This is a genomic window from Microbacterium sp. SA156 (assembly GCF_049065455.1).
In the GTDB taxonomy this organism is placed as follows: Bacteria; Actinomycetota; Actinomycetes; order Actinomycetales; family Microbacteriaceae; genus Microbacterium; species Microbacterium barkeri.
On record NZ_JBAKGU010000011.1, the window covers coordinates 114,364 to 140,647 of the forward strand.

The following is a 26,284-nucleotide window of genomic DNA, read 5'->3' on the forward strand; positions in this document are numbered from 1 at the left end:
AGCATCAATGATCACAACGCCTCGGGACGAGGCGCGCGCTCTCACGGCGGCTCATCCTATTACTCATCTTGCGGCGACAAAGGTGTCCGCAGAAGGAGCAGAGATGAGCACAGACGATTCCGTCACCCCTCCGCGTGGGCGCTCGCCGGTCGCCCGCACGGTCACACGCGTGATCGGCGCCTCCCTCGCGACGGCGGCGATCGCGACCGCCGTGTACGGATCCGTGACGTCCGCGGCCGCCGGCACGGACCTCCATGCATCGATGACGATCATCGCCCCCGCCGCTCCGGGCGGCGGATGGGATGGCGTCGCGCGCGAGATGCAGCAGGCGCAGCGGGCGAACGGCCTGGTGAACAACGTGCAGGTCGTGAACATGCCGGGCGCCGGCGGCACGATCGCGCTCGGGAACGTGTCGGTCCTCGCGGGGCAGCCGAACAACCTCCTCGTCGGGGGAACCGGCCTCCTCGCGGCGACGATCCAGTTCGATTCGGCCGCCACGCTCGACGACGTCACGCCCATCGCCGTGATGGTGGAGGAATACGACGTGGTCGTCGTCCCCGCCGACTCCCCGTACGAGACCCTCGACGATCTCGTCTCCGCATGGCGGGAGGATCCGCGGGCGCTGCCCTGGACCGGCGGCGGCTCGTTCGACCAGCTCGTCGTGACCGATCTCGCTCTCGCGGCGGGCATCGATCCGGTGGAGACGACGTACATCTCCTCGGATGGCGGTGGCGAGGCCATCCAGGCCCTGCTGAACGGGACCGCGCAGGCGGCCACGGGCGGCTACCCCGACAACATCGACCAGATCGCGTCCGGGCGTCTGCGGGCGCTGGCGCTGATCGCCGAGCAGCCGATCGAGGGCATCGAGATCCCCACGGCGGCCGAGCAGGGCTACGACGTGGCGCTGACGAACTGGCGCATGGTGGCCGCGCCCTCCGCGCTGTCTGAGACAGAGCGCACGGAGCTCACCGACCTCGTCCTCGAGACGCTCGAGACTCCGGAGTGGCAAGACGCGATCGAGCGCTACCACTGGACGGAGCGCGTGATCACGGGCGACGAGCTGACCGACTTCCTGGCATCCGAGCATGCTCGGATCGCCGGCCTCTACGAGGAGATGGGGCAATGATGCCTTCGAACAATCCCACCGCCCTGTCCGCAGTCGTGGGCGGTCCGGCGGCGCCCCGCACGACGGCGCCGTCGATCGCCACGCTCTTGGCGCATCTCGTGATGCCCGTGCTCCTGGCGGCCTTCGCGAGCTACCTGCTCGTGGGCATCCTCACGATGTCGGTCCCCGAAGGCGCGGCGTTCCCCGGCCCGCAGTTCTTCCCCGGGCTGATCTCGGCGGGCCTCTACCTGCTGGCCATCCTGCTCGGGCTCTCGGGCTTCCGGCAGTGGCAGAGCAGCCGGACGCAGACCGATGACGCGGCAGCCGACAGCGCAGGCGGCATCCTCTCCCGTCCGCGCTGGCGATCGCTGCTGTGGGTCGTGGGGTCGTTCCTCGCCTTCGCGCTCCTGCTCGAGGTCCTCGGCTGGATCATCGCGGCGACGCTGCTGTTCGTCGGCGTCGTGCGCGGCTTCGCGTCGTCGCGCTGGCTGTTCACTGCGCTCGTGGGGCTCACCCTGAGCTCGGTCATCTACATCGCGTTCGACATGCTGCTCGGCCTCTCGCTGCCGTCGGGCATTCTCGGAGGGGGGCTCTGATGGACGTCCTTCCTCTTCTCGCCGACGGATTCGCCGGGGCGCTGACCTGGCAGAACCTCATCTGGGTCCTCGTCGGCTGCCTGCTCGGCACCGCGGTGGGCGTACTGCCCGGCCTCGGCTCGTCGATGGCGGTCGCGCTGCTGCTGCCCGTCACCTTCGCCCTCGAGCCGACCGCCGCGTTCATCATGTTCGCCGGGGTCTACTTCGGCGGGCTCTTCGGAGACTCGACCATGGGCATCCTGATGAACACGCCCGGTCAGGCCTCGGCCATCGCCTCGACGTTCGAGGGGCACCGGATGGCGCTCAGCGGCCGGGCGGCGCAGGCGCTCGCGACCGCGGCGATCGGCGCCTTCATCGGCGGATTCGTCGCCTCGGTGCTCGTCGTCTTCCTCGCGCCGCTCCTCGCCGACTTCTCGAGCAGCTTCGGGCCGGCCGAGTTCTTCGCGCTCGCGGTCTTCGCGTTCGCTGCGACCTCATCCGTCGTGACGGACACGCCGCTGCGCGGCATGGCGTCGCTCTTCCTCGGGCTGGGGATCGCCGTGATCGGCGTCGACAGCGTGTCCGGTGCTCCGCGCTTCACCCTGGAGTCGCCGTACCTCTTCGACGGCATCTCGCTCGTCACCGTGACCGTGGCGGTCCTCGCGCTCGGCGAGGTGATCTACGTCGCGTGCCTCTCACGGCAGTCGGGCGAGGGCTCGATGGTCAAGCCGGCTGGCCGGCCCTGGCTCTCGCGCGCCGAGTTCCGCGAGGCGGCGCCCGCGTGGCTGCGCGGCACGGCGATCGGCGTGCCCTTCGGGATCGTGCCCGCGGGCGGGTCGGAGATCCCGACCTTCCTCGCGTACGGACTCGAGAAGCGGCTCGACGCCCGCCGGGACGTCCCCCGCTTCGGGAGCGGAGCCATCCGCGGTCTCGCCGCCCCGGAAGCCGCGGGCAACTCGACGACCGGCATGGCGATGGGGTCGCTGCTCGCCCTGGGTCTCCCAATCTCGGCGACCGCCGCGATCATGCTCGCGGCCTTCCGCCAGTACGGGCTTCAGCCCGGCCCGCTGCTGTTCGAGCGTGCGCCGGACCTCGTGTGGTCGCTGCTCGCGAGCTTCTTCATCGCGATGGTCGTCCTGCTGATCCTCAACCTGCCCTTCGCGACGCTGTGGGCCAAGCTGCTGCTCATCCCCCGGCCGTACCTGTTCGCCGGCATCACGGTGTTCTGCGCGCTCGGGACGTACGCGACCGGCGGCTCGACGTTCGACCTGCTCATGCTGCTGGGCATCGGCATCGTCGGCTTCATCATGCGGGCGGTCGACTATCCGCTGGCGCCGCTCATCATCGGCATAGTGCTCGGCCCCCTGGCCGAGACGAGCCTCCGCGACGCCGCGATGAGCGCCAACGGCGACTTCTCGGTGCTCGTCAGCGGGCCGATCCCGATCGCGCTCTACGCGCTGCTCGCCGTCGTGCTCGCGTTCTCGATCCGCGGCCGGGTCGTCGCGCGCCGGCGGCAGAAGCTCGAGGGGGAGACGAGCGACACGTCGCTCGTGCGCTGATCCGCGCTGAGGCCCGGTGCGTCCCGAGCGGGACGTGCCGGGCCGGTGCACTATCCTGCATCTTATGGGAACCAACACCGCTACTGATCTACTCATGGGCACAGGCTCGTGACCGCGCGCCGGACGGTCCTTCCGCCGTGGTCGATGGCGGTTGCCGCGATGCTCGCGGTGCAGCTGGCAAACGCTCTGTCCGTGGGCGTGATCGAGCACGTCGGGTCCGCGGGGACAGCGTGGTTGCGGATGTGCTTCGGCGCGGCGCTCGTGTGGATGATCGCGCGACCGTCGCTGCGGTCGGTGCGCCGACGCGACGTACCGGCCCTCATCGGGCTTGGCGTCGTGACGGGATTCATGACGACCTTCTTCCTTGCGGCGGCAGAGCTCATCCCCCTGGGCACGGCGGTAGCGATCGAGTTCCTGGGTCCGCTCGTCGTCGCCGGCATCACCAGCCGTCGCCGACGGGCCCTCATCTGGCCTGCACTGGCGCTCACAGGCGTCGTGCTCATGACCGAACCCTGGTCGGGGCAGATCGACCTCGTCGGAGTCGGTTTCGCGCTCCTTGCCGGAACCTGCTGGGGCCTGTACAACGTGCTCACACAGAAAGTCGGAGACCGGTTCGCCGGCATCAGCGGGCTCGCGATGACCCTGCCGATCGCCGCTGTCGCGACCGCACTCCTCGGGTTGCCTCAGGTGGTCTCCGGCACTCCGTCCTGGGGTGTGATCGCCACCGCAGCGGGCATCGCTGTGATCACACCCGTGATCGCCTTCGGCTTGGAGATGCTCGCGCTGCGCAGGATGACGCACACCGCGTTCGGCACACTCCTCTCGATCGAGCCCGCCTTCGGCATCCTGATCGGACTGCTCCTGCTCGGACAGAATCCGACACCGTTCCAGGTCGTCGGCATCATCCTCGTCGTGACCTCCGGCGCGGCCGCACAACGGGATGGCGCGCGCGTCGTCGACCGGTCTGCGGGAGAACCCGCGCCCACACGAACGGACACGCCATGACCCCTTCGGCCACCTCCGGGCACCCGTAAAGTCCGCACCAGCCGGCCCCGCTACGTCAAGGTGGCCCGCAGACGCGAAAAGCCCCGGTCACTGGCGAGAGTGACCGAGGCTGATCCGTGCACCCCCAGGGACTTGAACCCTGAACCCACTGTTCTAGGCGCTGCGCCACAACGCCCTTAACAAGGTGGCTCGTCCTCGCGGCCGATCGTCATCATGCAGGTCCACAGAAGGTGAGAACTACTGGTCAGAAGTAACTTCGTGGTTGTTCAGCCGATGCGTTCGCACGCTCACCGGGGCGATCGGGGTGAGCGGGCTCGAGATGCACGCTGACCACGAACTCGTCGTGGAAGCCCTACGGGAGCACCTCACGGCATGAGGCCCGGCGCTGCCAGGCGCTTCAATCCCGCGCCAGGCAGCGCGTCACCAGTCGTGGATGGTTCCGTCAAGGAGGCGGTTGTAGGGAAGATAGGCCTGCTCGTAGGGGTACTTCCCCGCCTCGTCGACGTCGAGCTCGACGCCGAGTCCTGGCTTGTCGCCCGGGTGCAGGTAGCCGTCCGTCCAGGTGAACGACTGGTGGAACACCTGATCCGTCTTCGCGCCGTGGCGCATGTATTCCTGGATGCCGAAGTTGTGGATCGCCAGCCCGAGGTGCATCGCGGCGGCCATGCCGACCGGGGAGATGTCGGTGGGCCCGTGCATGCCGGACTTGATCTGGTACATCGCCGCGTAGTCGAGGGTCTTCTTCAGCGCGCTGATGCCGCCCATGTGGGTGACGGCGCCGCGGACGTAGTCGATGAGCTGGTCGCGGATGATGTCCTTGAAGTCCCATACGGTGTTGAAAATCTCCCCGATCGCGAGCGGCGTCGTGGTGTGCTGGCGCACCAGTCGCAGCGCCTCCTGGTTCTCCGCCGGGGTGCAGTCCTCCAGCCAGAACAGGTCGTACGGTTCGAGGTCCTTGCCCAGCCGCGCGGCCTGGACCGGCGTCATCCGGTGGTGACCGTCATGCAGCAGTGGGACGTCGGGACCGAACTCGTTCCGCACCGCCTCGAACACCCCCGGCAAGTGATTCAGATACGCCCGGGTGTCCCAGTCCTCCTCCACCGGCCGCGCACCGCGGCGGGCAGGCTCGTGGTCATACCGCACCGACGCGTCGCCGACGTCCGCCCCTTGCGCGGCGATACCGTAGATCGCTTTGAGCGTCGGCACTCCGGTCTGCACCCGGATCGCCTTGTATCCCTGCTCCTGGTGCGCGCGGATCGAGTCGAACAGCTCCGGCAACTCCTTGCCCGACGCATGCCCGTACGCCATCAACCCGTTCCGGGACGCACCGCCGAGCAGCTGGTACACCGGCAGGCCGGCGACCTTGCCCTTGATGTCCCACAACGCCATGTCCACCGCGGCGATCGCCGCCATCGTCACCGGACCCCGCCGCCAATACGCCCCCCGGTAGAGGAACTGCCACGTGTCCTCGATGCGGGACTCGTCCGTGCCGATCAGCAGCGGCACCACATGCTCCGTGAGGTACGCCACGACCGCGAGCTCACGCCCGTTCAGCGTCGCATCACCCAGTCCCGTCACCCCGTCGGTGGTCGTGATCTTCAGCGTCACGAAGTTCCGATCCGGACTCGTGACGATCACCTCGGCCCTGTCGATGGTCATCGGTGGCCTCCTCCGCTCGGACCGTCGATCGGAGCGAGCACGCCGTCCGCCGGCTCGCTGGCTCCCTCCGTGGACAACCAGAGCTCGATCTCACCCGCGACCGGATGGCCGAGGGCAGCAAGCGAATCCGGCCGCACGGCGACATCGACCGCCACCGTCGCACCCGCTGCAGCATCGGCATGCGTCCAACCGACCAGGACGGCGCTTCTCGGCTGCAGTCCGGGCACACGTGGGATCGCGTAGAGCTGGACGATCTGCCGCCCACTCCTCGACCCCGTGTTAGTGAGGGGCGCCGATACGCTGACCTGCGGCCACTGCCCGTCGACCACGGGCTTGTCTAACGACCATTCGGTGTACCCGAGACCGAATCCGAACCGGTACTGCGGCTGCGCCGGCCCGTCGATGTATCGGCGTGAGTACTCGTGGCGCAGATTGTATGACACGGGCAGCTGCCGGGAGTCCGCCGGTATGGAGACGGGCAGACGGCCGGTCGGCTCTCGGTCGCTCATAAGGAGCTGAGCGATGCGTCCACCTCCTGCTGGCCCTGGATACCATCCGAAGATCAGCGCGTCAGCGAGGTGCGCGATCGACGTCAGGGAGTGCGGGCGTCCGGCGATCACGACGATCACCAGTGGCGTTCCTGTGTCGGCCACCGCTTCGGCGAGCTTCACCTGCGCGTCCGGTAGGGCCAGGTCCAGGAGGTCGAAGCCCTCACCCGAGGTCGCGAGGGCAGCGCCTGCCGCGGCTCCGTTGTCTTCGAACGCGTCGTCGTAGCGCCGCTCGCTCGTGCCGCCGAGCACCAGGACAGCCAGATCGGCATCGGCGGCGGCCGCGACGGCACGCTCGATGCCTCCGTCGATAGGTGACGTCAGCTCCGCACCGCGCTCGAACGTCACCTCGGCGCTCGGTGCGTGCAGGCGGATGCCGTCGAGAACAGTGATGGCGTCTGCCGCGTCAACGGGCGGCACGTAGTCGCCGAGCAGGCTCTGCACGTCATCGGCGTTCGGCCCGAGGACCGCGATCCTCTCCGGCACCGTCGGAAGTGGAAGCAGACGGTTCTCGAGGAGCACTGCGGTGCTGTCGATCAGCTCCTGTTGCACATCATTCGGCGGGAACTCGGGCAGCTTCCGGGGCGCGTCGAGCAGGCCGAGACGAATCTTCGCCCCAAGCACCCTCGCGACGGCGCGGTCGACGAGAGCCTCGTCGATGAGGCCGGCTTCGACACTCGCGGCGAGGTTCTCGAATGCACGATCGCAGAGGCTGATGTCGACGCCCGACCTCAGCGCGAGCGCTCCGGCGGTGTCGAAGCCCCCGGTGCCGTCGGCCAGTCGGTCGACCGCTCCGAGGTCCGCCATGACGATTCCCTCGAAGCCCCAGTCATCGCGAAGGAGCGTCGTGAGCAGTTCGCTGTTGGCATGGCAGGGTACGCCGTCGATGTCGTTGTACGCGGCCATGATCCCGAGGGCGCCTTCAGCGAGTCCGGCGCGAGCGGCGGGCAGGTGGATCTCTCGCAGCTCTCGCAGGCCGATCGGCGCACCTGAGCCGTTGCGTCCGCCGATGCCGCCGCCCTGAGCGGCGAAGTGCTTGAGCACGACGCCGATGCCGGGCACGCTCTGCATCCCGCGGACGATCGCGCGGACGAAGGAGGCCGCCAGCAGCGGGTCCTCGCCGAGTGTCTCCTCTCCGCGGCCCCATCGGGGATCACGCAGGATGTCCAGACCGGACACGAGGGCGAGGTGGCCGCCGCGGGCGCGCACTTCCGCCGCGACGTGGCGAGCAGCCGCTTCGACGAGGTCGGGCCGCCAGCTCGCGGCCATGCCGAGGTTCGTCGGCAGCACCTGGCCGCCCACTGCCTGATGCCCGTGCGGCGCCTCCTCGGAGAAGAGCGCGGGGATGCCCAGCCGGGATCCGGCGACGATCCTCTCCTGCACCATCGCCGAGACCTCGCGCGCATGCTCGCGATCGATGCCGTTGCGCGCGTGCCGCCCCGACCACGCGTCCGCGCGCTGCAGACCGTACAGGGCTCCGATACCGCCGTGTCGTTCGATCTCGGCATCAAGCTTGTCTGTCAGCCGGAACACGTCACCGTCTCGCTCGTATGTCTGCCAGCCGAGCAGCCGCTGATTCAGCTGGCCGACCTTCTCGCGGAGCGTGAGCCTTCCGACGAGGTCTGCGACGCGCACGTCTACCGGGAGGGCCGGGTCGCGGAACGGCTCGTTCATACGCGGGCCAGCCCCTCATCGAGCGCCGCCCCGGTCGCGATCTCGCCTGCCGCCACCAGATCGTTCGCCGAACGCAGCACGAGCGGACCGGTGAGGGACTCCGGGTCCACGGCGGCGTCGAGCGTGACGCGGAAGACGTGCTGCTCGCCGGGGAGCAGCGTGATCAGCGCACTGTCGACGCGCGCATCCGGGTGGACGCGGTCCGCGAGCAGCGTGACGTCTTTGGCGAGGGCGTGCGCACTCACGGTCACGACATAGCCGCCGGCCGCTGGGGACACCGTTGCCGTGACTGGTGCAGGGTCGAGCCGCAGCGCCGGGTCCTCCTGCCCGTAGCCGAACGCTCGCTCCCCGGTGGACGCCGTGAGCACGATGATGCCGTCGCCCGTCGGCAGCGACCACTCTGCGCTGCTGCGAGGAGCGACCTGGAGGTCGTGCGATGAGGACTCGATGGTGGCGCCGGCCACGTCGATCCGGCGGATCTCGACGGACGTCTCCCACGGGATTGCGGAGTCGTTGTGAGCGAATGTCCGCAGCTCCTCCCCGCGCGGCTGGATCGTGAGGAGTCGCTCGGCCGAGACGCGCCGGAGAGCATGCCACACGGGCTTGCGGATGCCGTGCCCGTCGACCATCGCCCAGGACACGACCGGCCAGCAGTCGTTCAGCTGCCAGACGATGTAGCCCTGGTTGTAGGGGGCGAGCGATCGGAAGTGCTCGATGCCGTAGGCCACGGCACGGGCCTGATTCAGCTGCGTCGCCCAGTGCCAGTCATCGATGCTGCGCGGCTGAGGAAGATGGGTTCCCAGGCCTCGCTCGAGCTTGCCGTTGCCGTCGACCGCCTTCTGATGCACGAGCATCTGCTCGCCGAACGGACTGAGCGGCTCGTCATGCACGACCGAGACCAGGGTGCTCCACGCCGGCGGCCCCTGGAAGCCGAACTCAGAGACGAATCGGACCCGGTGGTCGCGATAGGTGATGTAGTCCTCGGTGTTCCACACTCCCCAAAGGTGCGAGGTACCTCGGGTGGGGTCGTTGGGGTGAGGGACGTCGCCGGCCGGGTCTTCACCGAACGAGAACGGGCTGTTGGCGGAATAGGGCACACCGGGCGCCAGTTCGGCGACGATACGCGGGAACAGGTCGTAGTAGTACCCCGCCCCCCAGCTCCGGTCGCCTAGCTCCTCGAGCCATCCCCAGTCGAGTCGGCCCCAGATGGATTCGTTCCCGCCGTTGAACAGCGCGAGGCTCGGGTGTCTGACGATCCGCGAGACCGCGTCGCGCGCTTCGGCAGCGAACTCCGACCAGAGCGGCTCCTCCTCGGAGTAGGCGGCGCACGCCAGCATGAAGTCCTGCCAGACGAGGATGCCCGCCTCGTCGCAGAGATCGTAGAAGTCGTCGGACTCGTAGAAGCCTCCACCCCACACTCGCAGGAGATTCAGGTTCGCGGCGGTCGCATCCTCGATCGAGCGAGCCAGCGACGCCCGCGTGCTCCGCGTGAAGAAGGTGTCATCCGGGATCCAGTTGGCTCCGCGCACATACACGGTCTCCCCATTGACGCGGATGACGAACGGGGATCCCTCGGCGTCCGGCCCCGTCTCGATCTCGATCGAGCGGAAGCCGACCCGACCCTGCCAGGTCTGCTCCCCTGCCCGCACCACGAGGTCGTAGAGGGGCTGCTCGCCGTGACCGCGCGGCCACCAGAGCGCGGCATCCGGCGCGTCGATGTGGGTGGACACCGTCGCCGCGCCCGCCGGCGCAGCCACCACGGCTCGGTGTCCCGCCACCTCGACCGACACCTCGGCGTCGTCGGCTCCGGCCTCCCATTCGAGATCGATGTGCACCTCGAGGGAGCGGTGCCCGTCGGACACCCGCGGAAGCGGCCGAACCGCTGCGATGCGCGTGCCGCTCCAGTTCTCAATGCCGAGCGGCTTCCAGATGCCCGCCGTCACGACGTCGGGACCCCAGTCCCAGCCGAAGTTGCAGGCGGACTTGCGGATGGTGTTGTACGGGTGGTGATTGGCATGCGGTCGCTCACCCAGCACCGACTCCTGCTCCTGCGCGTACCGGACGGCCGATCGGAAGGTGATCTCGAGCTCGTTCGGCGCGTCATGGCGCAGCAGGTCGGTGACGTCCCACCGGTACTCCCGGAACTGGTTCCGAGTCTGGGCGATCTCCCGGCCGTTAAGCACGACGGAGGCGACGGTGTCCAGGCCGTCGGCAAACAGGTCTTGCCGGGACGGGCCGGCCGCGGTGGTGAACGAGGCGGAGTAGCGCCAGTCGGCGAGCCCGATCCACGCGAGTGCGGACTCGTTCGCGCCGTCATACGGGTCGGGGATGAGCCCAGCCGCGAGAAGGTCGGTGTGGACGACACCGGGGACCGTGGCGGGCACGCCGGCCGCCAGTGCATCGGCGAGCTCCGTCGGAACGGGGCCTCCGACTGCTCTAAGGACCCAACCGTCGGCGATGGCGGAGATCATGCGTTTCCTTCGTTTGCGAGAAAGAGCGAGGATAACCCGGCTGTTCGAACCGGTTCGAAAAACGCTAGCACAGGGCTCCGGATGAATCGAGGACTTCTGTTCGTCGTCAGTGCCGGCCAGGAACGGGACCGATGGAATCCCGTTCAACGAATCGGGGAACTCTGATCGCGGGCTCGGGAAGCTCGTGGCCGTCGATCACCCCGAGCAGTGCTCGCGCCCCCTGCTGCCCTGTCCAGAACGGGTCGCTGCTCACGCTCGAGAGCGCGGGCTGCAGCAGGGCGGAGAGCGGGATGTTCTCCCAGCCCACCACGGAAACGTCGTCGGGCACCCGCCGCCCCTGGCGCTGCGCTTCGGCGATCGCCGCGATCGCCATCATGTCGTTAGCGGCGATGATCGCCGTGGGTGTCGCGTCCCGCCTGAGGAGACGTGCGCATGCCGCCGCCCCCGATTCCGGCGAGTAGTCCCCGTACTCGACCGCCACATCCTCCAGACCGCGCGCTGCCAGAGCCTCTTGGAACAGTCGAAGCCGTCCGCGTCCGCTGGCCAGGCTCTGCAGCCCTGCGATGATCCCGATCCTGCGGTGTCCGAGATCTGCCAGCCGATCGACCACTGCCTCGGCGGCGGGACGGTCGTTCGACACCCGCAGGACGGGAAGGCCGGGGGCCTGAGCGGTCGCCTCCATCACCAGCGCCGCCATGCCGTGCTCGCGCACATAGGCGAACCGAGGATCGTCATCACGGACGTCGGTGAGGAGGAAGCCGTCGACGCGTCCATCCCGCGCGAACCGGATGTACGCTTCACGCTCCTCCTCGTCGGACGAGACGACCTCGGTCACGAGCGCGTAGCCCCGCGCGCTCAGCACATCCTGCACACCGGCGGTGAACAGCGTGTAGAACTGGTCGGTTGACAGCGACTCGACGGTGCGGTGGAAAATGAGCCCGATCGCGAACGCGCGCGCCTTCGACAGAGCGCGTCCCCGAAGACTCGGCGTCCAGCCCAGGTGACGCGCGGTCTCGACGATCCGCTCGCGCGTCTGCTCGTTCACCTCGGGGCGGCCGTTGAGGGCATACGAGACCATCGACTTCGACACTCCCGCGGCGGCGGCTACATCGTTGATCGTCACATTCTTGCGGCGTCCGGCCGCGGCGGAGTCCTTCATGGGTTAGAACGTATCGTCTCCGTGGGCGGCCGAGCGCTCGACCTGCGATCGCAACATAGCCGTCACGTCAGCCTTTGAGCGCTCCCTGCATGAGCGCGTCCTCCATCCGGCGGTTCAAGATCGCGTACACGATGAAGACCGGTGCGACCGCAATGAGGGTTCCCGCGCACACGAGGGCGTAGTCAGTCACGCCGAGATTGCCCTGCAGCGTCGGCAGCGCGACCTGCAGCGTGCGCTTGCCCTCGCTAACGCCGACGATGACGAGCGAGAACAGGTACTCGTTCCAGAACGAGATGAAGTTCAGGATCGTGACCGTGGCCACCCCGGGGGCGACCAGGGGCAGGTAGACGCTGAAGAGGATGCGGAATCTGCCCGCACCGTCGATGCGGGCGCTTTCCTCCAGCTCCGGCGGCACCGTGCGCATGAACTGCGTCAGCAGGATGACCGCCAGCGGCTGCGCGGATGCCGGGAGGTAAGCGATGAGGAACTCGCGCTCATAGAAGAGACCGAACGCGATCGCGAGAAGCAGCGTGGGCACGAGCGCCGCGAAGCCGGGGATCAGGAATCCCAGCGCGAACAGTCGTTCCAGCCACGTCGCCACCCGACCCTTCGAGCGGGCCAGAGCATACGAAGCAGGCACCGCCAACACGAGCGTGAGGATCAACGCACCGACAGTGGTGTAGGCGGAATTGATCATGGCCTGACCGAGATCGATGGCGTTCCATGCCGTGACCAGGTTACTGACGCCTGCACTGAAAGTGGGGAGGAACGGCTCGGCGATCACCGAGAGCCGGTCCTTGAAGGCCGAGATCGTCAGCCAGTACAGCGGCAGGACGAGCGTGAGCGCGTACAGGACGACGGGGATGTAGGACAGCGCCCGGGATCGCGTCACACGCCCGCCCGTGAAGGAGCGTCGAGGAGCTCTGCGCCGGATGCCCCGCTCGCTCGAGAGCTCGCGTTCCTCGGTCGAGCCGGCTGCCTGCGCGGCGGTGAGAACGGTCATGATCAATACCTCGCTCGGAAGACGCGACGGATGAGGAGAAGGCCCCCGATCCCGAGGATGAAGAGAAGGATGCCGATCGCCTGGCTATAGCCGACATCGGCGCCAGTGCCGCCCCATCGGTAAACGAGCCAGGAGAGCGTCACCGTCGAGTCACCGGGTCCGCCTCGCGTCAGGATCAGGATAAGTCCGGCGGATCCGAAGAGGTTCCACAGGTACTGCAGCATGGTCAGCACGCCGAAGTAGTCCATCGCGATCGGAAAGGCGATGCGCCACATCTTCTGCCAGTCGCCCGCTCCATCGAGTTCAGCGGCCGCGTAGATCTCGTCGTCGATGGAGGCAAGACGGGCGGCGAGCAGGATTGCATTGAATCCGGTGCCCGACCAGATGGTGATGACAATGATCGATAGCAGCGCCGTCTGGGGGTCCTGCAACCACGCCCTGCTTAGATCGGCGAGGCCGAGCCCTTCCAGAAGCGAGTTGACCATCCCCACCGGACCGAGCACCGCGATGAACATCATACCAAGCGCGGAGATCGAGATCAGCGCCGGGATGAACATGATGATGCGCAGCACTCGATGCCCTGGGAGGCGGAGGCTGAGGAAATAGCCGAGCATGAAGGACGCGATCATCATCAGCGGCATGGTGGCCACGAGGTGGATCCCAGTGTTGATGAACGCCGCCGCCATCTGCGGGTCGGAGAGCATCCGGGTGAAGTTGTCCATACCCGCGAATTTCGGTGTCGCGTTGAATCCTCGCCAACTCAGGAAGGCGATGCAGAACATCGCAATGAGCGGGCCGATCGTCCAGATGCCATACCAGATGATCGACGGGAGGGCGAGAACGATGAGCCCGCGATCCTGCGACAGACGCTTGCGACCCACGGGCCGGGAATCGGGACGGGGCGACGCGTCGGTCGACTCGATGAGAGTCGTCATTTCTTACCTCCTCGGAGACCGGGCCCGACGGTCGTCGTCGAGCCCGGTCGTCGTCTTACAGGTTGGCGTAGAGGCCGTCGATCTTCTGGCAGTAGTCCGCGCCGGTCTGGCTCGATCCGAGGAACTCCGCGCCGATCGCTGCCCCGTCGTACCCTGCAGGCCAGAACCCGTCGGGGAGCACCATGTAGTCGACCTTCGTCTCGTCGAGCGCGTTGCCCTGCGCGACGAGCGGGAAGTCGGCGGATTCCACGTCACCGATGGCCTCCGGTGTCTCGGCGAGGATCGCGCCGGCATCCGTCACCCACTTCTGCAGGTTCGCCGTCTCGTAGTAGAACTTCACGAACACCTCGATCGACTCGAGCTTCGACGCCGCGCTCTTGCTGATGTAGAGCCCGCTGTTGTAGCCGTTGTAGGCAGTCGGCAGGTCGTATTCCCCGCCCTCGACGGTCGGGAAGCCGGCCAATTGGGTGACCTCGGCGATCTCCGCAGGAGCTCCGGCGTATCCCCACGAGCCGGAGACCATCATCGCGGCGTCGCCGTTGTAGTAGGCGGTGGTCATCTGATCCGCCGTGTAGCCGGCGACGTTGTCGACGAAAACGCCCGCATCGCGCAGCTGCGCGAACAGGTCGAGCCCCTTCACGGCGTCCGGGTTCTCGCAGTACCCACCGTTCGCGAAGATGTCCTCCGCCTCCTCCGGCGAGAGGTACTGCTGAGCCATCCACGTCGTGAAATTCTGCACCGGCCATTCCGCTCCGCCCAGCACGAGCGGCTGGATGCCCGCCTCGCGCAGAGCGTCCGACGCGGCGATCAGTTCGTCGACCGTCGTCGGGATGTCAGTGACCCCAGCCTTTGCGAGCAGGTCGGTGTTGTACCAGATCGGCCAGTTGAACGCGCTGAACGGGAATCCGTTCATGCCGCCGTTCTGGGTCCAGTACTCGATCGCGTCGGGCTGGAACTTGTCACGCAGGTCCCACTCGTCGAGGAACGGCTCGACGTCGTAGACCAGGTCGTTCTGAAACCAGTCGGAGTTGAACGGGGTGAGGTTGTGCAGGACGATGTCGGGCTGCTCGCCGGCGAGGGCTGCGGCCTCGTAGACCTTGTCGATGTCGTCGTAGACGACGCGATCGACGGTCACATCGATGCCGGATTCCTCGGTGAAGGCGGCGATGATCTCGTCCAGCACGGCCGCGTTCGACGAGCCGGCTTCGGACGACGACATGATCCGGATGGTGCTTGCGTCTCCGGACCCTCCGTCGCTGCCGGCGCAGCCGGCGAGGGCGGCGACGAGAACAGTGGCGGACGCGAATCCGGTGAGTGTGACGACTCTGCTGCGAGCGGAAGACATTTCTCTCCTTACGGCGCTGGATGGAGGTGCAGGGCGTTCGAACCGGTTCGAACCGGTCCTCGAATCAAACCGTGTTCCATTGCTCTTGTCAAGATCGCACCGATTCGAGCGTGCGACCTCGCCTGACATCGCCTCCCGCGCGAGCGCCGTCATTCTCCTCCTTCGGGAAGGAAGAGCAGCTTCCCGTCGCCGTCGCGCACCAGCCCCGCACCGCACCTGGCCTTCGAAACGAGGTCGGAATAGTGCTGTTGCAGCAGTTGCGGTAGGTCGATCGCGATGCCGCCACCTCGCATGAACTGCACAAGCCATGCACCTTGGGAGGTCACGTCTTAACGCGTCGGGTCCACTGTCCGAGTGGGATCGGATCGAGCACACCGGCGATCCCTGCATCAACGAACGCACGCTCGGTATCGTCCGGCCCCTCGGTCAAGTGAGCCAACCCGGTCTGATGGACGACGATCACATGCGGTGCTTGAAGAACCTGAGCCGCTGCGGCGGCGGCTCGCCTGTCAGACTCAACGGACACCCCAAACTTGCTGGCAACGCTTGCGCGGCCTGCGAATAGGACTGCGTGATCAATCGTCGGGAACCGGTCGTGTATTTGCGTGACGACATGTAGCGACGTGTTGTCGACGCTGATGTAGATGACTTCTCCGGCAGCTTCGACCACGAATCCGACGACTTCACGGTTCACAAACTCGTCTACGTCCGTCTCGCCACCTGCCGGACCGTGGAGCGCTGGCACCGCGGTGACTTGTGTCCCGTCGGTGAAGCGGTATGTTCCCCACGCCGTCAGCCCACGGGCGGTCGCGCCGATGACTTTCGCGGCACTGCGACCTGGCAACACAGTCGGTATCGATCGCGCCAGCTCAAGTCCTGAGTGATCGAGGTTGTCCTTATGGGCAGCATGGCTGAGAAGGGCGACGTGAATCGGGGCGAGGGCGTCCGCAAGTACTGCGGGCGCGGCGATCTTGACGAGGGCCGCGTGATCCGTTCACGTGTCGAAGGTCGGATCGGTGATGAAACGCCGGCCACTCACGTCGAAGACGACGGTAGGTTCCGCGTCTGCGTGGGTTGCGGTAGAGCGTGGGTGCGGACTTGGTGTTTGAGGGCGGAGCTGTTCACGACTGCGGCGGGTAGCAGCGTGATCCCCATTCCTGCTGCGACACACCCAAGGATTCCCTCGAGAGAACCGAACTCGAGAACCGCGGGCCGTTCCCCCTTCGTCGCCACCAGTTGCATCGGTCTGTTGCGGTAGCCGCATCCCTCCCTGAAGAGCAGAAGCCGAGGTGCTTCATCGCGTCTCTGCGGGCTGCGCTCCGCTGACCTGGTGAAGCACGTCGGGCAAGTGTATGACGACCGGAACGAGTCAGAGTCGTCCCATCAGCGGTCCGTGAGTCCGCAAGATGTGGTGGCGGAGAATGGCGCTGAAGCCATCTCGATCGCCGCGGCGCATCTGCTCCACGAGCTCCCTGTGTTCTGCGGTGAACTCCGCCCACCGCCCGGCGACTTGGTCCTCCGTGCGGAGCGTCATGATGCTCTGCCGATCACGGAGCCGGTCATAGAACTCCAAGAGGACGGAGTTGCCTCCGACCTCCACGAACGCACGGTGGAAGTCGATCGTGAGCTGCACGAGGCGCTCATAGGAGCCCGAGGCGTGCTCAGCTTCTTCCGCGGCGATCATGCCGTCTAAGCGACGGCAGAACTCTTCTCTGACATCCGCGGGCAGGACATCCACATACGCGGTTTCGAGCACTTGCCGCGCGTCGGACACCTCTTTCGCTTCTTCGGCGGACAGGACCCTGACGAGCGCTCCGCGCTTCGGGTAGATGGTCAGCCAGCCGTCGGCTTCGAGCTTCTTGAGGGCGGAGCGGACTGGGGTGCGACTGAGGGAGAAGCGTTCCGCAAGTTCATGCTCGCTCAGCATGGCGCCGGGCTCGATGGTGCCGTCCCGCAGCCACTGCCTCACCTGTGCGTGCACGCGCTCCACCGCCGTCGTCACAGTCGTCCTTCCGTCCACCCGCTTTGCAGATGATACGGGCGAACGGTGCCGCGCTTGTGCAGCCGGCCTGCGTTCCCCCGTCGTCGAGCAGCATCGCGAGCGAAAGAGTCGGCGACCAGGCGCATCAGAGCATCGCAGCGAGGGTGGGAGAACTCAGCGCGCCAGCCATCTCGGCGTGGAGCTCCCCAGGGCAGGAGTGCTCGCCTCCCACCGCGGCGTGGTCTCCGACAGGCGCAGTACGGGCCCGAGTAGTTCGAGGTCCCCGTAGACGGTTGCGTCCTGTCTGACGACGTACTCCTCGAGCGAGTCGAGAGTCAGGACCGCGTTCGCGGTGCTGGGCGTGGTGAGACCGTGGCGTTGGAAGAACATTGCCGCCTGTGCGAGGGACACCTGCACCCGGTAGCTGCCGCCTTCGACGGCGCGTCGGGCGAGGGCGATCATCGTCCCGAACGCGGCGAGGCGCCCGGCGACGAAGTCGCACATGTACACAGGGGTGAGCTTCGGTCCGTTTGCGCCCGTCGCTTCGGCCTGGTCGATGCACATTCCGGTGACGGCTTGGGCGACCTGGTCCCAGCCGGCACGTTCCCCGAACGGTCCGCCGGAGCCGAAGCAGTTCACGGTGACATGGATGATGCCGGGGCGAAGGCGGGTGAGGTCGTCGGTGCCGAACCCGCGGGCGGCGAGCCTTCCGGGACGGTATCCCTCCAGGAAGACGTCCGCCTGGCTGGTCAGGTCGGCGAGCGTCGCGGCCTCATGCGGATGGGTGATGTCGAGGAAGGTGCTGCGTTTTCCAGGACTGGTGTCGCGGACGAACTCGACGACCTGGGGAAGGTGAGGGGCGGTGACCATGAGGTCGTCGGCGCCGAACTCGGCCAGGGTGAGTCCGCAGGTGGGGCCGGCGAGGATGCGGGTGAGGTCGAGGACGCGGATGCCACTGAGCGGCAGGTCCCCGTCCGGGAGAGGTTCGGGAGCGCTGTCCGCGATCTTGGTGATCTCGACGACCGGGCGGGCGGCGAGGTATTCGCCCTGAGGGTGGGCGAGCCATTCCTCGGCGGTGCGGACCAGCCCGCCGCACGCGTTCGCTGCGGCGATGGCATCTTCCAGTTCCTGACCCCGCCTTCTTCCGATCGCCGCGGCGACGGAGTCCGGTGTGCTCTCGCAGTCGAGGACGTCAAGGACTCGACGCTCGAGGTGCGGGAGGTTCGTGTGCGGAAGGAACCACCTGCCGTCGGCGGTCGACCACGGCTGAGTCAACGCCACCATGTGCGTCATCGACGGTGAACCCGGTATCGGCCGGTAGACCCCGTCACGGTCACGGCGTCGAGTGAGCTCGCTGCCCATGAGCGTCGCAGCTGCGGCTCGGGTATCCACCGTCACGCGCTGGCGCCGTCCGGTTCTCAGCTGCCACAGGTCGTTCGCGGCGACGCCGCACGCGGCGAGGACCTGCGCGGTCACCTCCCCCGCTCGATACGGTGTCGAGAAGACAGGGTCGGAGCCGGTGATCATCACCTCGGGCGCCGCGATGTTGCCGCGTCCGCGCAGGGTGAGGAGTTCGTCGAGGGCTGTTCGCTCAATCGGCACGGTCACTGCGGGTGCCGGGGCGGTGATCGACATTATGCGGTTCCTTCCGTGTGGGGTCGCCAACCTGTTCGGCGGCCCCGGATGAGCGGTGATCTCAGACGGCTTCGGCGATGTCGACGGGTTCCGGCTGTCGTCCAGATGGGTTGCGTCGACGGGCGCGCTGCACGCACAGCGCGCTGATGCCAATGACCGAGGCGATCCCCGCGACGATCGTCGGGTAGAGGACGCCGAGCATGATGTTGCCGGTGCCGGTCACGATCGACTGGGCGATGAACGGGGAGAACCCGCCGAAGATGCCGGTGCCGAGGTGGTAGGCGATGGACACTCCGGTGGTGCGGATCGCGGGAGCGAACAGGTCGACGAGGTACGCACCGACGGGGCCGTTCACCATCGCCACGAAGATAATCTGTGGCAGCAGCGTGAGCGCGACGCCGACCACGTTCCCGGCTTCTGCGGCGATGCGCATCGCGGAGTACAGCGGGATTGTCGTCAGGGTGAGGAGCGTCATCCCCGTCACGATGATCGGGAGACGTCCGACACGGTCAGACCACGCCCCGAAGATGATGAAGAACGGCAAGCCGAGTGCGAGGGCGGCGGCGAGGGCGATGTTGGCCTGGAGCAGGTCCATCCCGACGGAGTTCACGAGAAAGACCTGCGAATAGGAGTGGCTGGCGTACCACATCGCTCCCATGCCCGCGGTGACGCCGAACACCGCGAACAGGATGCGACCGACCGTCTTCGGGTTCGACAGAATCGCCCGCAGCGGCGTGTTCGAGCCGGCGTCGTGCATGTGCTCGAACACGGGGGTCTCGGAGATGCGCAGGCGCACGCCGAACGACAGCACGACGAGGACCCCGGAGACGAGGAACGGCACCCGCCACCCCCAGGCATCGAACTGCTCGGCCCCCAACACGGCACGCAAGGCGACCAGGAACAGCACGGCAGCAAGCACGCCGAGAGTCTGGGTGGCCTGCAGGATGCTCGTCACGCGTCCCCGACGCCCCTCGGAGGCGTGTTCGGCGACGAAAGTCGCCGCGCCGCCGTACTCGCCGCCGATCGCGAACCCCTGAGCCAGCCGGAGGAAGACGAGCAGAACGGTGGCAGCGATGCCGATGGTCTCGTAGGTGGGGATGAGTCCCATAAGGGTGGTGGAGACGCCCATGATGATGAGCGTCGAGATGAACGTCTTCTTGCGGCCACGCCGGTCCCCCAGCCACCCGAAGAACACGGCCCCGATCGGACGCATGACGAATCCGGCGCCGAGGCCGGCGAGGGTTGCCAGGAGCGCGACGGCAGGGTCGGTCTGCGGGAAGAACTTCACGGCGAGAACCGTGGCGAGGCTCCCGTAGATGAAGAAGTCGTACCACTCGATGAACGTCCCACTGGCGGACGCGACGAAGCGTGCACGCGGTGAGAGGGGTTTGACGGGTCTGTTCACGATTGCCTCTTGTTCCAGCTCGAGAAGAAGGGTCGGGTCGGTCAAGGTCAGGCCGCCGACGGCGCCCCTGCATGGAGCGTGAACACGACGGTAGGACCGTCGCGTAACCCGGAGAGTCCGCAGGCGGCGTCGGCAACGTAACGTTCCCTGCACAGCGCGGTATGGTTGATCGTGATAACTGGGACCCCAGTTGGATACCAGCGTGTAACGCGACCATCGTGACTGTCGCATCCCGTGATGCACGTGCCTCGGCAGGTCGCAGAGAGGAGCGCCGCATGAGTGATGCCCGTCTTCTGAGGTCGCGACTTCCGATCGTCGCCGCGCCGATGGCCGGAGGGCCCTCGAACGTGCCGCTGGCACGAGCCGTGTCGGGCGCGGGTGCTTTCCCGTTCCTCGCCGGCGGCTACAAGACCGCCACGGCGCTGGCCGACGAGATCGCCGAGGTGCGGGAACTGGGTGTCGACTACGGGGTGAACCTGTTCGTGCCGTCGACGGACCTCGTGGATGAGCGCGCCTTCGCCGCGTACGCCGAGGAACTGCGAACAGAGGCCGACGCGTACGGACTGCAGTTCGAACTGGCGCCGTTGTCGGACGACGACCGATGGGACGAGAAGCTTCACCTGCTGCACACTCAGCCCGTACCGGTGGTGTCGCTGACGTTCGGCCTGCCGGACGCTGCCGACATCCGGGCGCTGCAGGATGTCGGGACCCGGGTGCTCGCGAGCGTCACGACCCCATACGAGGCACGTCTTGCTGAAGGCGCCGGCGCGAACGGGCTGGTCGTTCAAGGGCCCCGCGCAGGAGGGCACAGTGCCACCTTCGACGCCACCCGCACACTCGACGACATCCCCACGACAGACCTGGTCCGGGAGGTTCGCGCCGTCACCGACCTGCCCCTCATCGCCGCGGGCGGTGTCGACGGCCCAGCCGCCGTGCGTGACCTGCTCGACGCCGGCGCTGAGGGTGTCGCGGTCGGGACGCTGCTGCTGCGCTCGGATGAGGCGGGCACCTCCCCCACCCACAAGGACGCCCTCGGGGACCCCGCCTACACCGACACGGTCCTCACGAGGGCGTTCACCGGCCGTCCCGCGCGGGCTCTTCGGAACGGGTTCATCGACCGCCACCAGGAGACGGGCCTGAACGCCTACCCGGCCGTGCACCATCTCACCCGGGCTCTCCGGCAAGCCGCCTCGAAAGCAGGAGACGCTGACCGGCTGCACCTCTGGGCCGGGACCGGGTGGCGAAACGCCACGCCTAGGCCCGCGGCCGACATCATCCGACACCTCGCCGAAGGACTCTGAACAATGCCCCTCATCATCGTCGACGTCATCCGCGGTCAGGACGAGCCGTACCTCACCACGCTGCTGGACAGCATCCACGACGCGGTCGTCGAAGCGTTCGACGTTCCCGCCACCGATCGGTACCAGGTGCTCACCCAGCACGAGCCGTTCGAGCTGCGCGCGCTCGACACGGACCTCGGGTACACGCGCACGGACAACCTCACGGTCATCCGTGTCGTCAGCAAGGCACGGACCCCGTCGGCGAAGGAGACGCTGTACGAGCTGATCGCGCGGAACGTCCGTGACCGCCTCGGCATCGACGGGGACGACGTCATCGTCAGCGTGGTCGAGAACTCCGACGCGGACTGGTCTTTTGGGCACGGTCGGGCACAGTTCCTCACCGGCGAGCTGCCCGGCTCCGAGGACCGGCCGTGACGACATTCCGCGCATGGGTCGTCCGTGAAGCGGACGGGGCGAACAAGTCCAGCCTCGAGGATGTCGACCTGAACATGCTGGACGACCTGGACACCGTCATCCGCGTCACGCACTCCAGCATCAACTACAAAGACGCCCTCGCCCTCAACGGACGCCCCGGGGTCGTACGCCGCACCCCGCTCATCGCCGGCATCGACGCTACAGGCGAGGTCCTCCGCACCATGCACCCTCGCTGGAACGTCGGAGACACCGTCACCCTCAACGGCGCCGGCCTCGGTGAACACCTGCACGGCGGCCTCGCCGAGTTCGCGCACGTCAACGGGGGCGACCTCGTCCCCGTTCCGACCGAGTTCACCCCCGCGCAGGCCGCCGCCATCGGCACCGCGGGCTTCACCGCCGCTCTCGCGCTTGACACGCTGGAAAGTCGTGGGCTGACGCCGACGGGCGGTCCCGTCCTCGTCACCGGCGCGGGCGGCGGCTCAGGCAGCATCGCGATCGCGCTGCTGGCCGCGTCCGGATACGAGGTGGTCGCGGCCACAGGACGCCCCGAAATCCTGCAGGAACGGCTGAAAGCGCTCGGCGCGACAGACGTGATCGACCGCCGTGAACTGGAGAAGCAGACACGACCCCTCGGCACGCAACGATGGGCTGGGGTCATCGACTCCGTGGGCGGACGTGTCCTTGCCGGAGCACTCGCCGAGCTTGAGCACGGCGCGGCAGCGGCCGCGTTCGGGCTCGCCTCAAGCGCAGAGCTTCCCACGACGGTCCTGCCGTTCATCCTGCGTGGCATCGCACTCCTCGGCATCGAATCCGTACGTGCGACCCCAGCCGTCCGGGCTGCTGCATGGGAACGGCTGCGCCGCGACCTGAGCCCGAGACACATCGACGACCTGACCCGGGTCGTCTCGCTCGAGAACGCCAAGCAGGCCGCTGGCGAACTGCTCGAAGGTCGCGGCACCGGCCGTATCGTCGTCGAGCTCTAGAAGAAGCCGTCGCACAACCGCTCCACGTCAGGAAGGAACACGATGCCCACAGCCGACGAGAGTGCTGAGCTCCGAGACGAAGCCGGCTGGGTCGACGTGTTCCTCGCGCGGGTCTTCGAAGACCCGCGTTCCATCGCGTGGTAACCGACCCGGTCCAGGAAGAACGATCATGACTGCACTGTCCCTCTCCGCCCGCCACCCGGGTCAGTTCCTCGTCGTCGGAGGGCCCACGGTCGTGTTCGACCTGGCCGGGTTGCGGTTCGTCACCGACCCGACTTTCGACCCTCCCACCGACTACGGCTTCCTCCGGAAAACCCAGGCGCCTACCCACCCTGCTGAGGCTTTCGGTGACGTGGACGTCGTACTGGTCAGCCACTCGGCTCATGCGGACAACCTCGATCACGCCGGTCGGGCATTCGCGCTGAACGCTCCCGTCCTGCTCACCAATCCCTCCGCCGCGGCCGACCTCGGCAACCCCGCACAGGGTATCCGCCCGTGGGAATCCATCCCCGTGACCGGCGATGTGGAGGTGACCGCGGTGCCCGCGCAGCACGGGCCCGCAGACGGGCAGCGCGACGAGGACGGTTTCGTCAACTGCGAGGTGACGGGGTTCGTCATCCGCACCCCCGACACCACCACCTACGTCAGCGGAGACAATGCGTCCCTGGGGCTCGTCACGCAGATTCGCGAGCGCGTCGGTGCGATCGATCACGCCGTCCTCTTCGCGGGGCGTGCCAGCGTGCCGGCGAAGTTCGATGGTCGGCCGCTCAGCCTCACCGCCGAGAGAGCGGCAGCTGCCGCTGAGGTCCTGGGCGCCCCACATGTGATCGTCGCGCACCAGACCGGTTGGGCTCACTTCACGCAAGGGCCCGCGGACACCGCCCGCGCCTTCCAGGAAGCGGGAATCAGCGACCGCCTCGACCCCGCTGAGCCGGGCCGGTGGAGCACCCGATGAGTCCACGTCCACCTCGTCCGTCGGCTCACCGCGGCGGACTGTCAACCCCGCAGTCGGGTGGCTGGCTCGTCGCACTGCAGATCGGGGCCGCGTTGGCCGCGGCGATGGGTGTGGGACGGTTCGTGTTCACTCCCGTCCTACCGCTCATGGAAACCGGTGCCGGTCTCACCTCCGACGGGGCAAGCTATGTCGCCACCGCGAACTACGTCGGCTACCTCGTCGGCGCGCTGGTGGGAATCGCCGCACCTCCGCTCGCCCGTAGACGTCTGTCCCTCCGCGTCGCCGGGGCACTCCTGCTCATCACGCTTGCCGCGATGCCACTTGCGCACGATGCGGCTGCATGGGTGATTCTCCGGGGCTCAGCCGGTGCCGCGAGCGCGATCGTGTTCATGGTCGCCGGCAACGTGATCGTCTCCGAGTTCGCGACCAGGAGCACACAGCTGGTGGGATGGGCGTATGGGGGCGTCGGGGCCGGCATCGCCCTTTCGGGCATGCTCATGGCAGTGGTCAGCAGCATCGGCGACTGGAAGACGGCGTGGTGGGCAGCTGCCCTGCTCACCGCAGTCCTTCTCGCTGGCGGCTGGAATGTCGGCCAGGCCGGCGGTGCGACTGCGACGATGCCTGCGAAGACAGCGGGCGCCTCAGCCCCGCAGCGGCAGAAAGGTCCGTGGTTCGTGCTGCTGTCGGCGTCGTACTTCCTCGAAGGTGCCGGCTACATCGTGACCGGGACCTTCCTCATCGCCGCGCTCAGCGCCACGAGCCCCGGCTGGCTGAGCGGGAGCGCGTGGACCATCGTGGGACTCGCCGCGATTCCGTCGTGCGCGGTGTGGGCGTCGCTGGCCACCCGGGTCTCCCGACCGACCTTGATCACCGCCGCCTTGTTCATCCAGGCAGTAGGCATCGCCTTGCCCGCCATCTCTTCCCACCCGGCAGCCGGCGTGATCTCTGCGGTGCTGTTCGGTGCGACGTTCATGGCGATCACCACCCTGTCCCTGGCCACCGGGGTGCATCTCGGCATCACCCGAGCCATCCCGCTGCTCACCGCCGGGTACGGCATCGGTCAGATACTCGGACCCCTGTTGGTGGCGCCGCTGCTCGCGGACGGCTACCAACTGGCCCTTCTCGCCGGTGGCGTACTTGTCTTCCTTGCCGCTGTCGGTGCTCTTCTCCTGCGCATCCGATTCCCGCACCACGACCAGGCGAGCCTCTGGGCACGACGGACCGCCTGACCTTCCGGTGAACAAGGATGGCTGCCAGGTGATCGAGAGCAGTGCGTGACACCCTCGCGTGCAGCGTGCGGATAGACCGAGCAGCTCTAAGAAGTCAGCATCCTCGCCGCTGGTCCTCTTCTCCTGAGGCGGTCAGACGATAGTTGACCATGCTTTGCTGTCGCCGGTGGGCCGCACTCGAACGACGTCGGCAGCGTCAGGCGGTGCGGTCGATCATGGTCCTTTCGGATGCGCCGATCTGATCGAGCTCCTCGATGAAGCGGTGCATCGCGGGACCGAGTGGAGAGTCCGCGCGCCGGATGAACACGGTCTCCGCCCGGCTGAGCGGGGCCGGGAGCGTGTGCAGGCGCAGGTCGTTGCGCATCGCGGAGTGCTGCACGACCGCGGCGGGAAGCAGCGTGACGCCCATGCCCGCGGCCACGCATCCGAGAATGCCCTCGAGCGAGCCGAACTCGACAACAGGCAGGCGTGCCTGGGTGGTGGCGCCGGTGAGCTGGATGAGCTTGTTCCGGTAGCTGCACCCCTGCCGGAAGACCAGCAAACGGGGCAGGGAGACGGCGCCGATCATCGGCAGAGACAGGTCCGCGACGTGGGCGAGCAGCGATGCCGCTGCATCATCGACACGTCTGGCGGTAACCAGGACGAGGTCTTCGATGAAGACAGTCCGTTGTTCCAGATCATCCGCGGCGACCGGGCCCGAGACGAAGGCACCCTGCAGGCGATGGTCGGTGACGTCCCGGATGAGCTCGTCGGTGGTCCCTGTGCGAAGACTCACATCGACGTTCGGGCACTGCTCCGTGAACCGGGAAAGCAACTGCGGCAGCCGCCACCCGGCTGTGGTCTCCATGGCGCCCAGCGCGAGCGGCCCTGTCGGGTCGTCGACGTCGGCGAGCACGGAGATGCCCTCCTGCATGAGATGGACGATGCGGCGCGCATACGGCAGGAACAGTTCGCCCGCACTGGTAAGTGTGATGCCGCGCGCATGACGATGCGCGAGCTGCGCGCCGACCCTGGTCTCCAACGCACGCAGGCGCGCGCTGACGTTCGACTGCACCGTGTGCAGGCGCTCCGCAGCCCCGGAGACGCTCCCGGACTCCGCGACCGCGATGAACAGGTCCAGTTCGTTGACGTCCATGGAAATCCTTCGTCCTCACGGCTGGCAGTTGGGAGTGTACCGCCCGGCCCGTTTCGGTCAGTCGTTCTGGGGGAAGCCGAGGTTGATGCCGCCGTGGGTCGCGGGGTCGAGCCAGCGGCTCGTGACGGCCTTCTCGCGCGTGAAGAAGTCGAAGCCGTGCACGCCGTACGCCTTCGCGTCGCCGAACAGCGACTGCTTCCATCCGCCG

23 protein-coding genes are annotated in these 26,284 nt (G+C 67.5%); 9 read left to right on the plus strand and 14 right to left on the minus strand.

The features are described 5' to 3' along the window. Positions 1-103: 103 nt before the first annotated feature. The 4 genes from ACOWU6_RS11830 to ACOWU6_RS11845 all read left to right on the plus strand — a co-directional run bounded on the left by ACOWU6_RS11830 (position 104) and on the right by ACOWU6_RS11845 (position 4,244). Positions 104-1,126: a tripartite tricarboxylate transporter substrate binding protein gene (locus tag ACOWU6_RS11830; RefSeq protein WP_421075800.1), complete on the plus strand. Its 1,023-nt coding sequence runs from the start codon at positions 104-106 to the stop codon at positions 1,124-1,126. Further along, entirely contained in the window at positions 1,123-1,701 is a 579-nt protein-coding gene (locus ACOWU6_RS11835; RefSeq protein WP_421075801.1) for a tripartite tricarboxylate transporter TctB family protein, read from the plus strand. The genes ACOWU6_RS11830 and ACOWU6_RS11835 overlap by 4 nt, the downstream gene beginning before the upstream one ends. Continuing rightward, the gene (locus ACOWU6_RS11840; protein WP_421075802.1) at positions 1,701-3,239 is read left to right on the plus strand and encodes a tripartite tricarboxylate transporter permease; all 1,539 of its coding nucleotides are present in this window, start codon (positions 1,701-1,703) and stop codon (positions 3,237-3,239) included. Before ACOWU6_RS11835 ends, ACOWU6_RS11840 begins: the two co-directional genes overlap by 1 nt. A gap of 108 nt (positions 3,240-3,347) precedes the next feature. Further along, positions 3,348-4,244: an EamA family transporter gene (locus ACOWU6_RS11845; protein ID WP_421075803.1), complete on the plus strand. Its 897-nt coding sequence runs from the start codon at positions 3,348-3,350 to the stop codon at positions 4,242-4,244. A gap of 420 nt (positions 4,245-4,664) precedes the next feature. Here ACOWU6_RS11845 and manD read toward each other — a convergent pair whose 3' ends face one another. The 13 genes from manD to ACOWU6_RS11910 all read right to left on the minus strand — a co-directional run bounded on the left by manD (position 4,665) and on the right by ACOWU6_RS11910 (position 20,104). Next, entirely contained in the window at positions 4,665-5,903 is a 1,239-nt protein-coding gene (manD, locus tag ACOWU6_RS11850; protein ID WP_421075804.1) for a D-mannonate dehydratase ManD, read from the minus strand. Next, a complete protein-coding gene (locus ACOWU6_RS11855) occupies positions 5,900-8,125 on the minus strand; it encodes a glycoside hydrolase family 3 N-terminal domain-containing protein (RefSeq protein WP_421075805.1) in 2,226 nt (741 codons plus the stop codon). The genes manD and ACOWU6_RS11855 overlap by 4 nt, the downstream gene beginning before the upstream one ends. Then, positions 8,122-10,743, minus strand: coding sequence for a beta-mannosidase (locus tag ACOWU6_RS11860; protein ID WP_421075806.1), 2,622 nt, complete (start codon positions 10,741-10,743; stop codon positions 8,122-8,124). The genes ACOWU6_RS11855 and ACOWU6_RS11860 overlap by 4 nt, the downstream gene beginning before the upstream one ends. Then, complete coding sequence (locus tag ACOWU6_RS11865; RefSeq protein WP_421075807.1) at positions 10,703-11,755, minus strand: LacI family DNA-binding transcriptional regulator; 1,053 nt, start codon at positions 11,753-11,755, stop codon at positions 10,703-10,705. The genes ACOWU6_RS11860 and ACOWU6_RS11865 overlap by 41 nt, the downstream gene beginning before the upstream one ends. Positions 11,756-11,822: 67 nt before the next feature. Further along, positions 11,823-12,758, minus strand: a complete 936-nt coding sequence (locus ACOWU6_RS11870; RefSeq protein WP_421075808.1) for a carbohydrate ABC transporter permease — start codon at positions 12,756-12,758, stop codon at positions 11,823-11,825. A gap of 2 nt (positions 12,759-12,760) precedes the next feature. Continuing rightward, entirely contained in the window at positions 12,761-13,693 is a 933-nt protein-coding gene (locus ACOWU6_RS11875; RefSeq protein WP_421075809.1) for a carbohydrate ABC transporter permease, read from the minus strand. Between the two features lie 55 nt (positions 13,694-13,748). Next, complete coding sequence (locus ACOWU6_RS11880; protein WP_421075810.1) at positions 13,749-14,912, minus strand: ABC transporter substrate-binding protein; 1,164 nt, start codon at positions 14,910-14,912, stop codon at positions 13,749-13,751. Positions 14,913-15,187: 275 nt separating this feature from the next. Beyond that, positions 15,188-15,364 (minus strand): hypothetical protein, encoded by a 177-nt coding sequence (locus tag ACOWU6_RS11885; RefSeq protein WP_421075811.1) that lies wholly within the window; start codon positions 15,362-15,364, stop codon positions 15,188-15,190. Next, positions 15,361-15,732, minus strand: coding sequence for a hypothetical protein (locus ACOWU6_RS11890; protein WP_421075812.1), 372 nt, complete (start codon positions 15,730-15,732; stop codon positions 15,361-15,363). Before ACOWU6_RS11890 ends, ACOWU6_RS11885 begins: the two co-directional genes overlap by 4 nt. A gap of 341 nt (positions 15,733-16,073) precedes the next feature. Next, the gene (locus ACOWU6_RS11895) at positions 16,074-16,319 is read right to left on the minus strand and encodes a LysR substrate-binding domain-containing protein (protein ID WP_421075823.1); all 246 of its coding nucleotides are present in this window, start codon (positions 16,317-16,319) and stop codon (positions 16,074-16,076) included. Positions 16,320-16,407: 88 nt separating this feature from the next. Then, positions 16,408-17,040, minus strand: coding sequence for a GntR family transcriptional regulator (locus tag ACOWU6_RS11900; RefSeq protein WP_421075813.1), 633 nt, complete (start codon positions 17,038-17,040; stop codon positions 16,408-16,410). A gap of 153 nt (positions 17,041-17,193) precedes the next feature. Continuing rightward, complete coding sequence (locus ACOWU6_RS11905; protein WP_421075814.1) at positions 17,194-18,654, minus strand: CoA transferase; 1,461 nt, start codon at positions 18,652-18,654, stop codon at positions 17,194-17,196. A gap of 61 nt (positions 18,655-18,715) precedes the next feature. Further along, positions 18,716-20,104: an MFS transporter gene (locus ACOWU6_RS11910; RefSeq protein ID WP_421075815.1), complete on the minus strand. Its 1,389-nt coding sequence runs from the start codon at positions 20,102-20,104 to the stop codon at positions 18,716-18,718. A gap of 173 nt (positions 20,105-20,277) precedes the next feature. On the opposite strand from ACOWU6_RS11910, the gene ACOWU6_RS11915 reads away from it, so the two are divergent. From ACOWU6_RS11915 to ACOWU6_RS11935, 5 genes are all read left to right on the plus strand, one after another. Beyond that, positions 20,278-21,360, plus strand: a complete 1,083-nt coding sequence (locus ACOWU6_RS11915; RefSeq protein WP_421075816.1) for an NAD(P)H-dependent flavin oxidoreductase — start codon at positions 20,278-20,280, stop codon at positions 21,358-21,360. 3 nt (positions 21,361-21,363) lie between these two features. Further along, positions 21,364-21,774: a tautomerase family protein gene (locus tag ACOWU6_RS11920; protein WP_421075817.1), complete on the plus strand. Its 411-nt coding sequence runs from the start codon at positions 21,364-21,366 to the stop codon at positions 21,772-21,774. Then, positions 21,771-22,757, plus strand: a complete 987-nt coding sequence (locus ACOWU6_RS11925; protein WP_421075818.1) for an acryloyl-CoA reductase — start codon at positions 21,771-21,773, stop codon at positions 22,755-22,757. The genes ACOWU6_RS11920 and ACOWU6_RS11925 overlap by 4 nt, the downstream gene beginning before the upstream one ends. Positions 22,758-22,926: 169 nt before the next feature. After that, positions 22,927-23,712 carry an MBL fold metallo-hydrolase gene (locus ACOWU6_RS11930; RefSeq protein WP_421075819.1) on the plus strand — a complete coding sequence of 262 codons (786 nt, stop codon included), beginning with the start codon at positions 22,927-22,929 and terminating at the stop codon, positions 23,710-23,712. A gap of 104 nt (positions 23,713-23,816) precedes the next feature. Next, on the plus strand, positions 23,817-24,941 hold the full coding sequence (locus tag ACOWU6_RS11935) for a YbfB/YjiJ family MFS transporter (protein WP_421075824.1): 1,125 nt from the start codon (positions 23,817-23,819) through the stop codon (positions 24,939-24,941). 196 nt (positions 24,942-25,137) lie between these two features. Here the strand turns inward: ACOWU6_RS11935 and ACOWU6_RS11940 are convergent, their stop codons facing one another. Continuing rightward, on the minus strand, positions 25,138-26,076 hold the full coding sequence (locus ACOWU6_RS11940; protein ID WP_421075820.1) for a LysR substrate-binding domain-containing protein: 939 nt from the start codon (positions 26,074-26,076) through the stop codon (positions 25,138-25,140). Positions 26,077-26,284 lie beyond the last annotated feature (208 nt).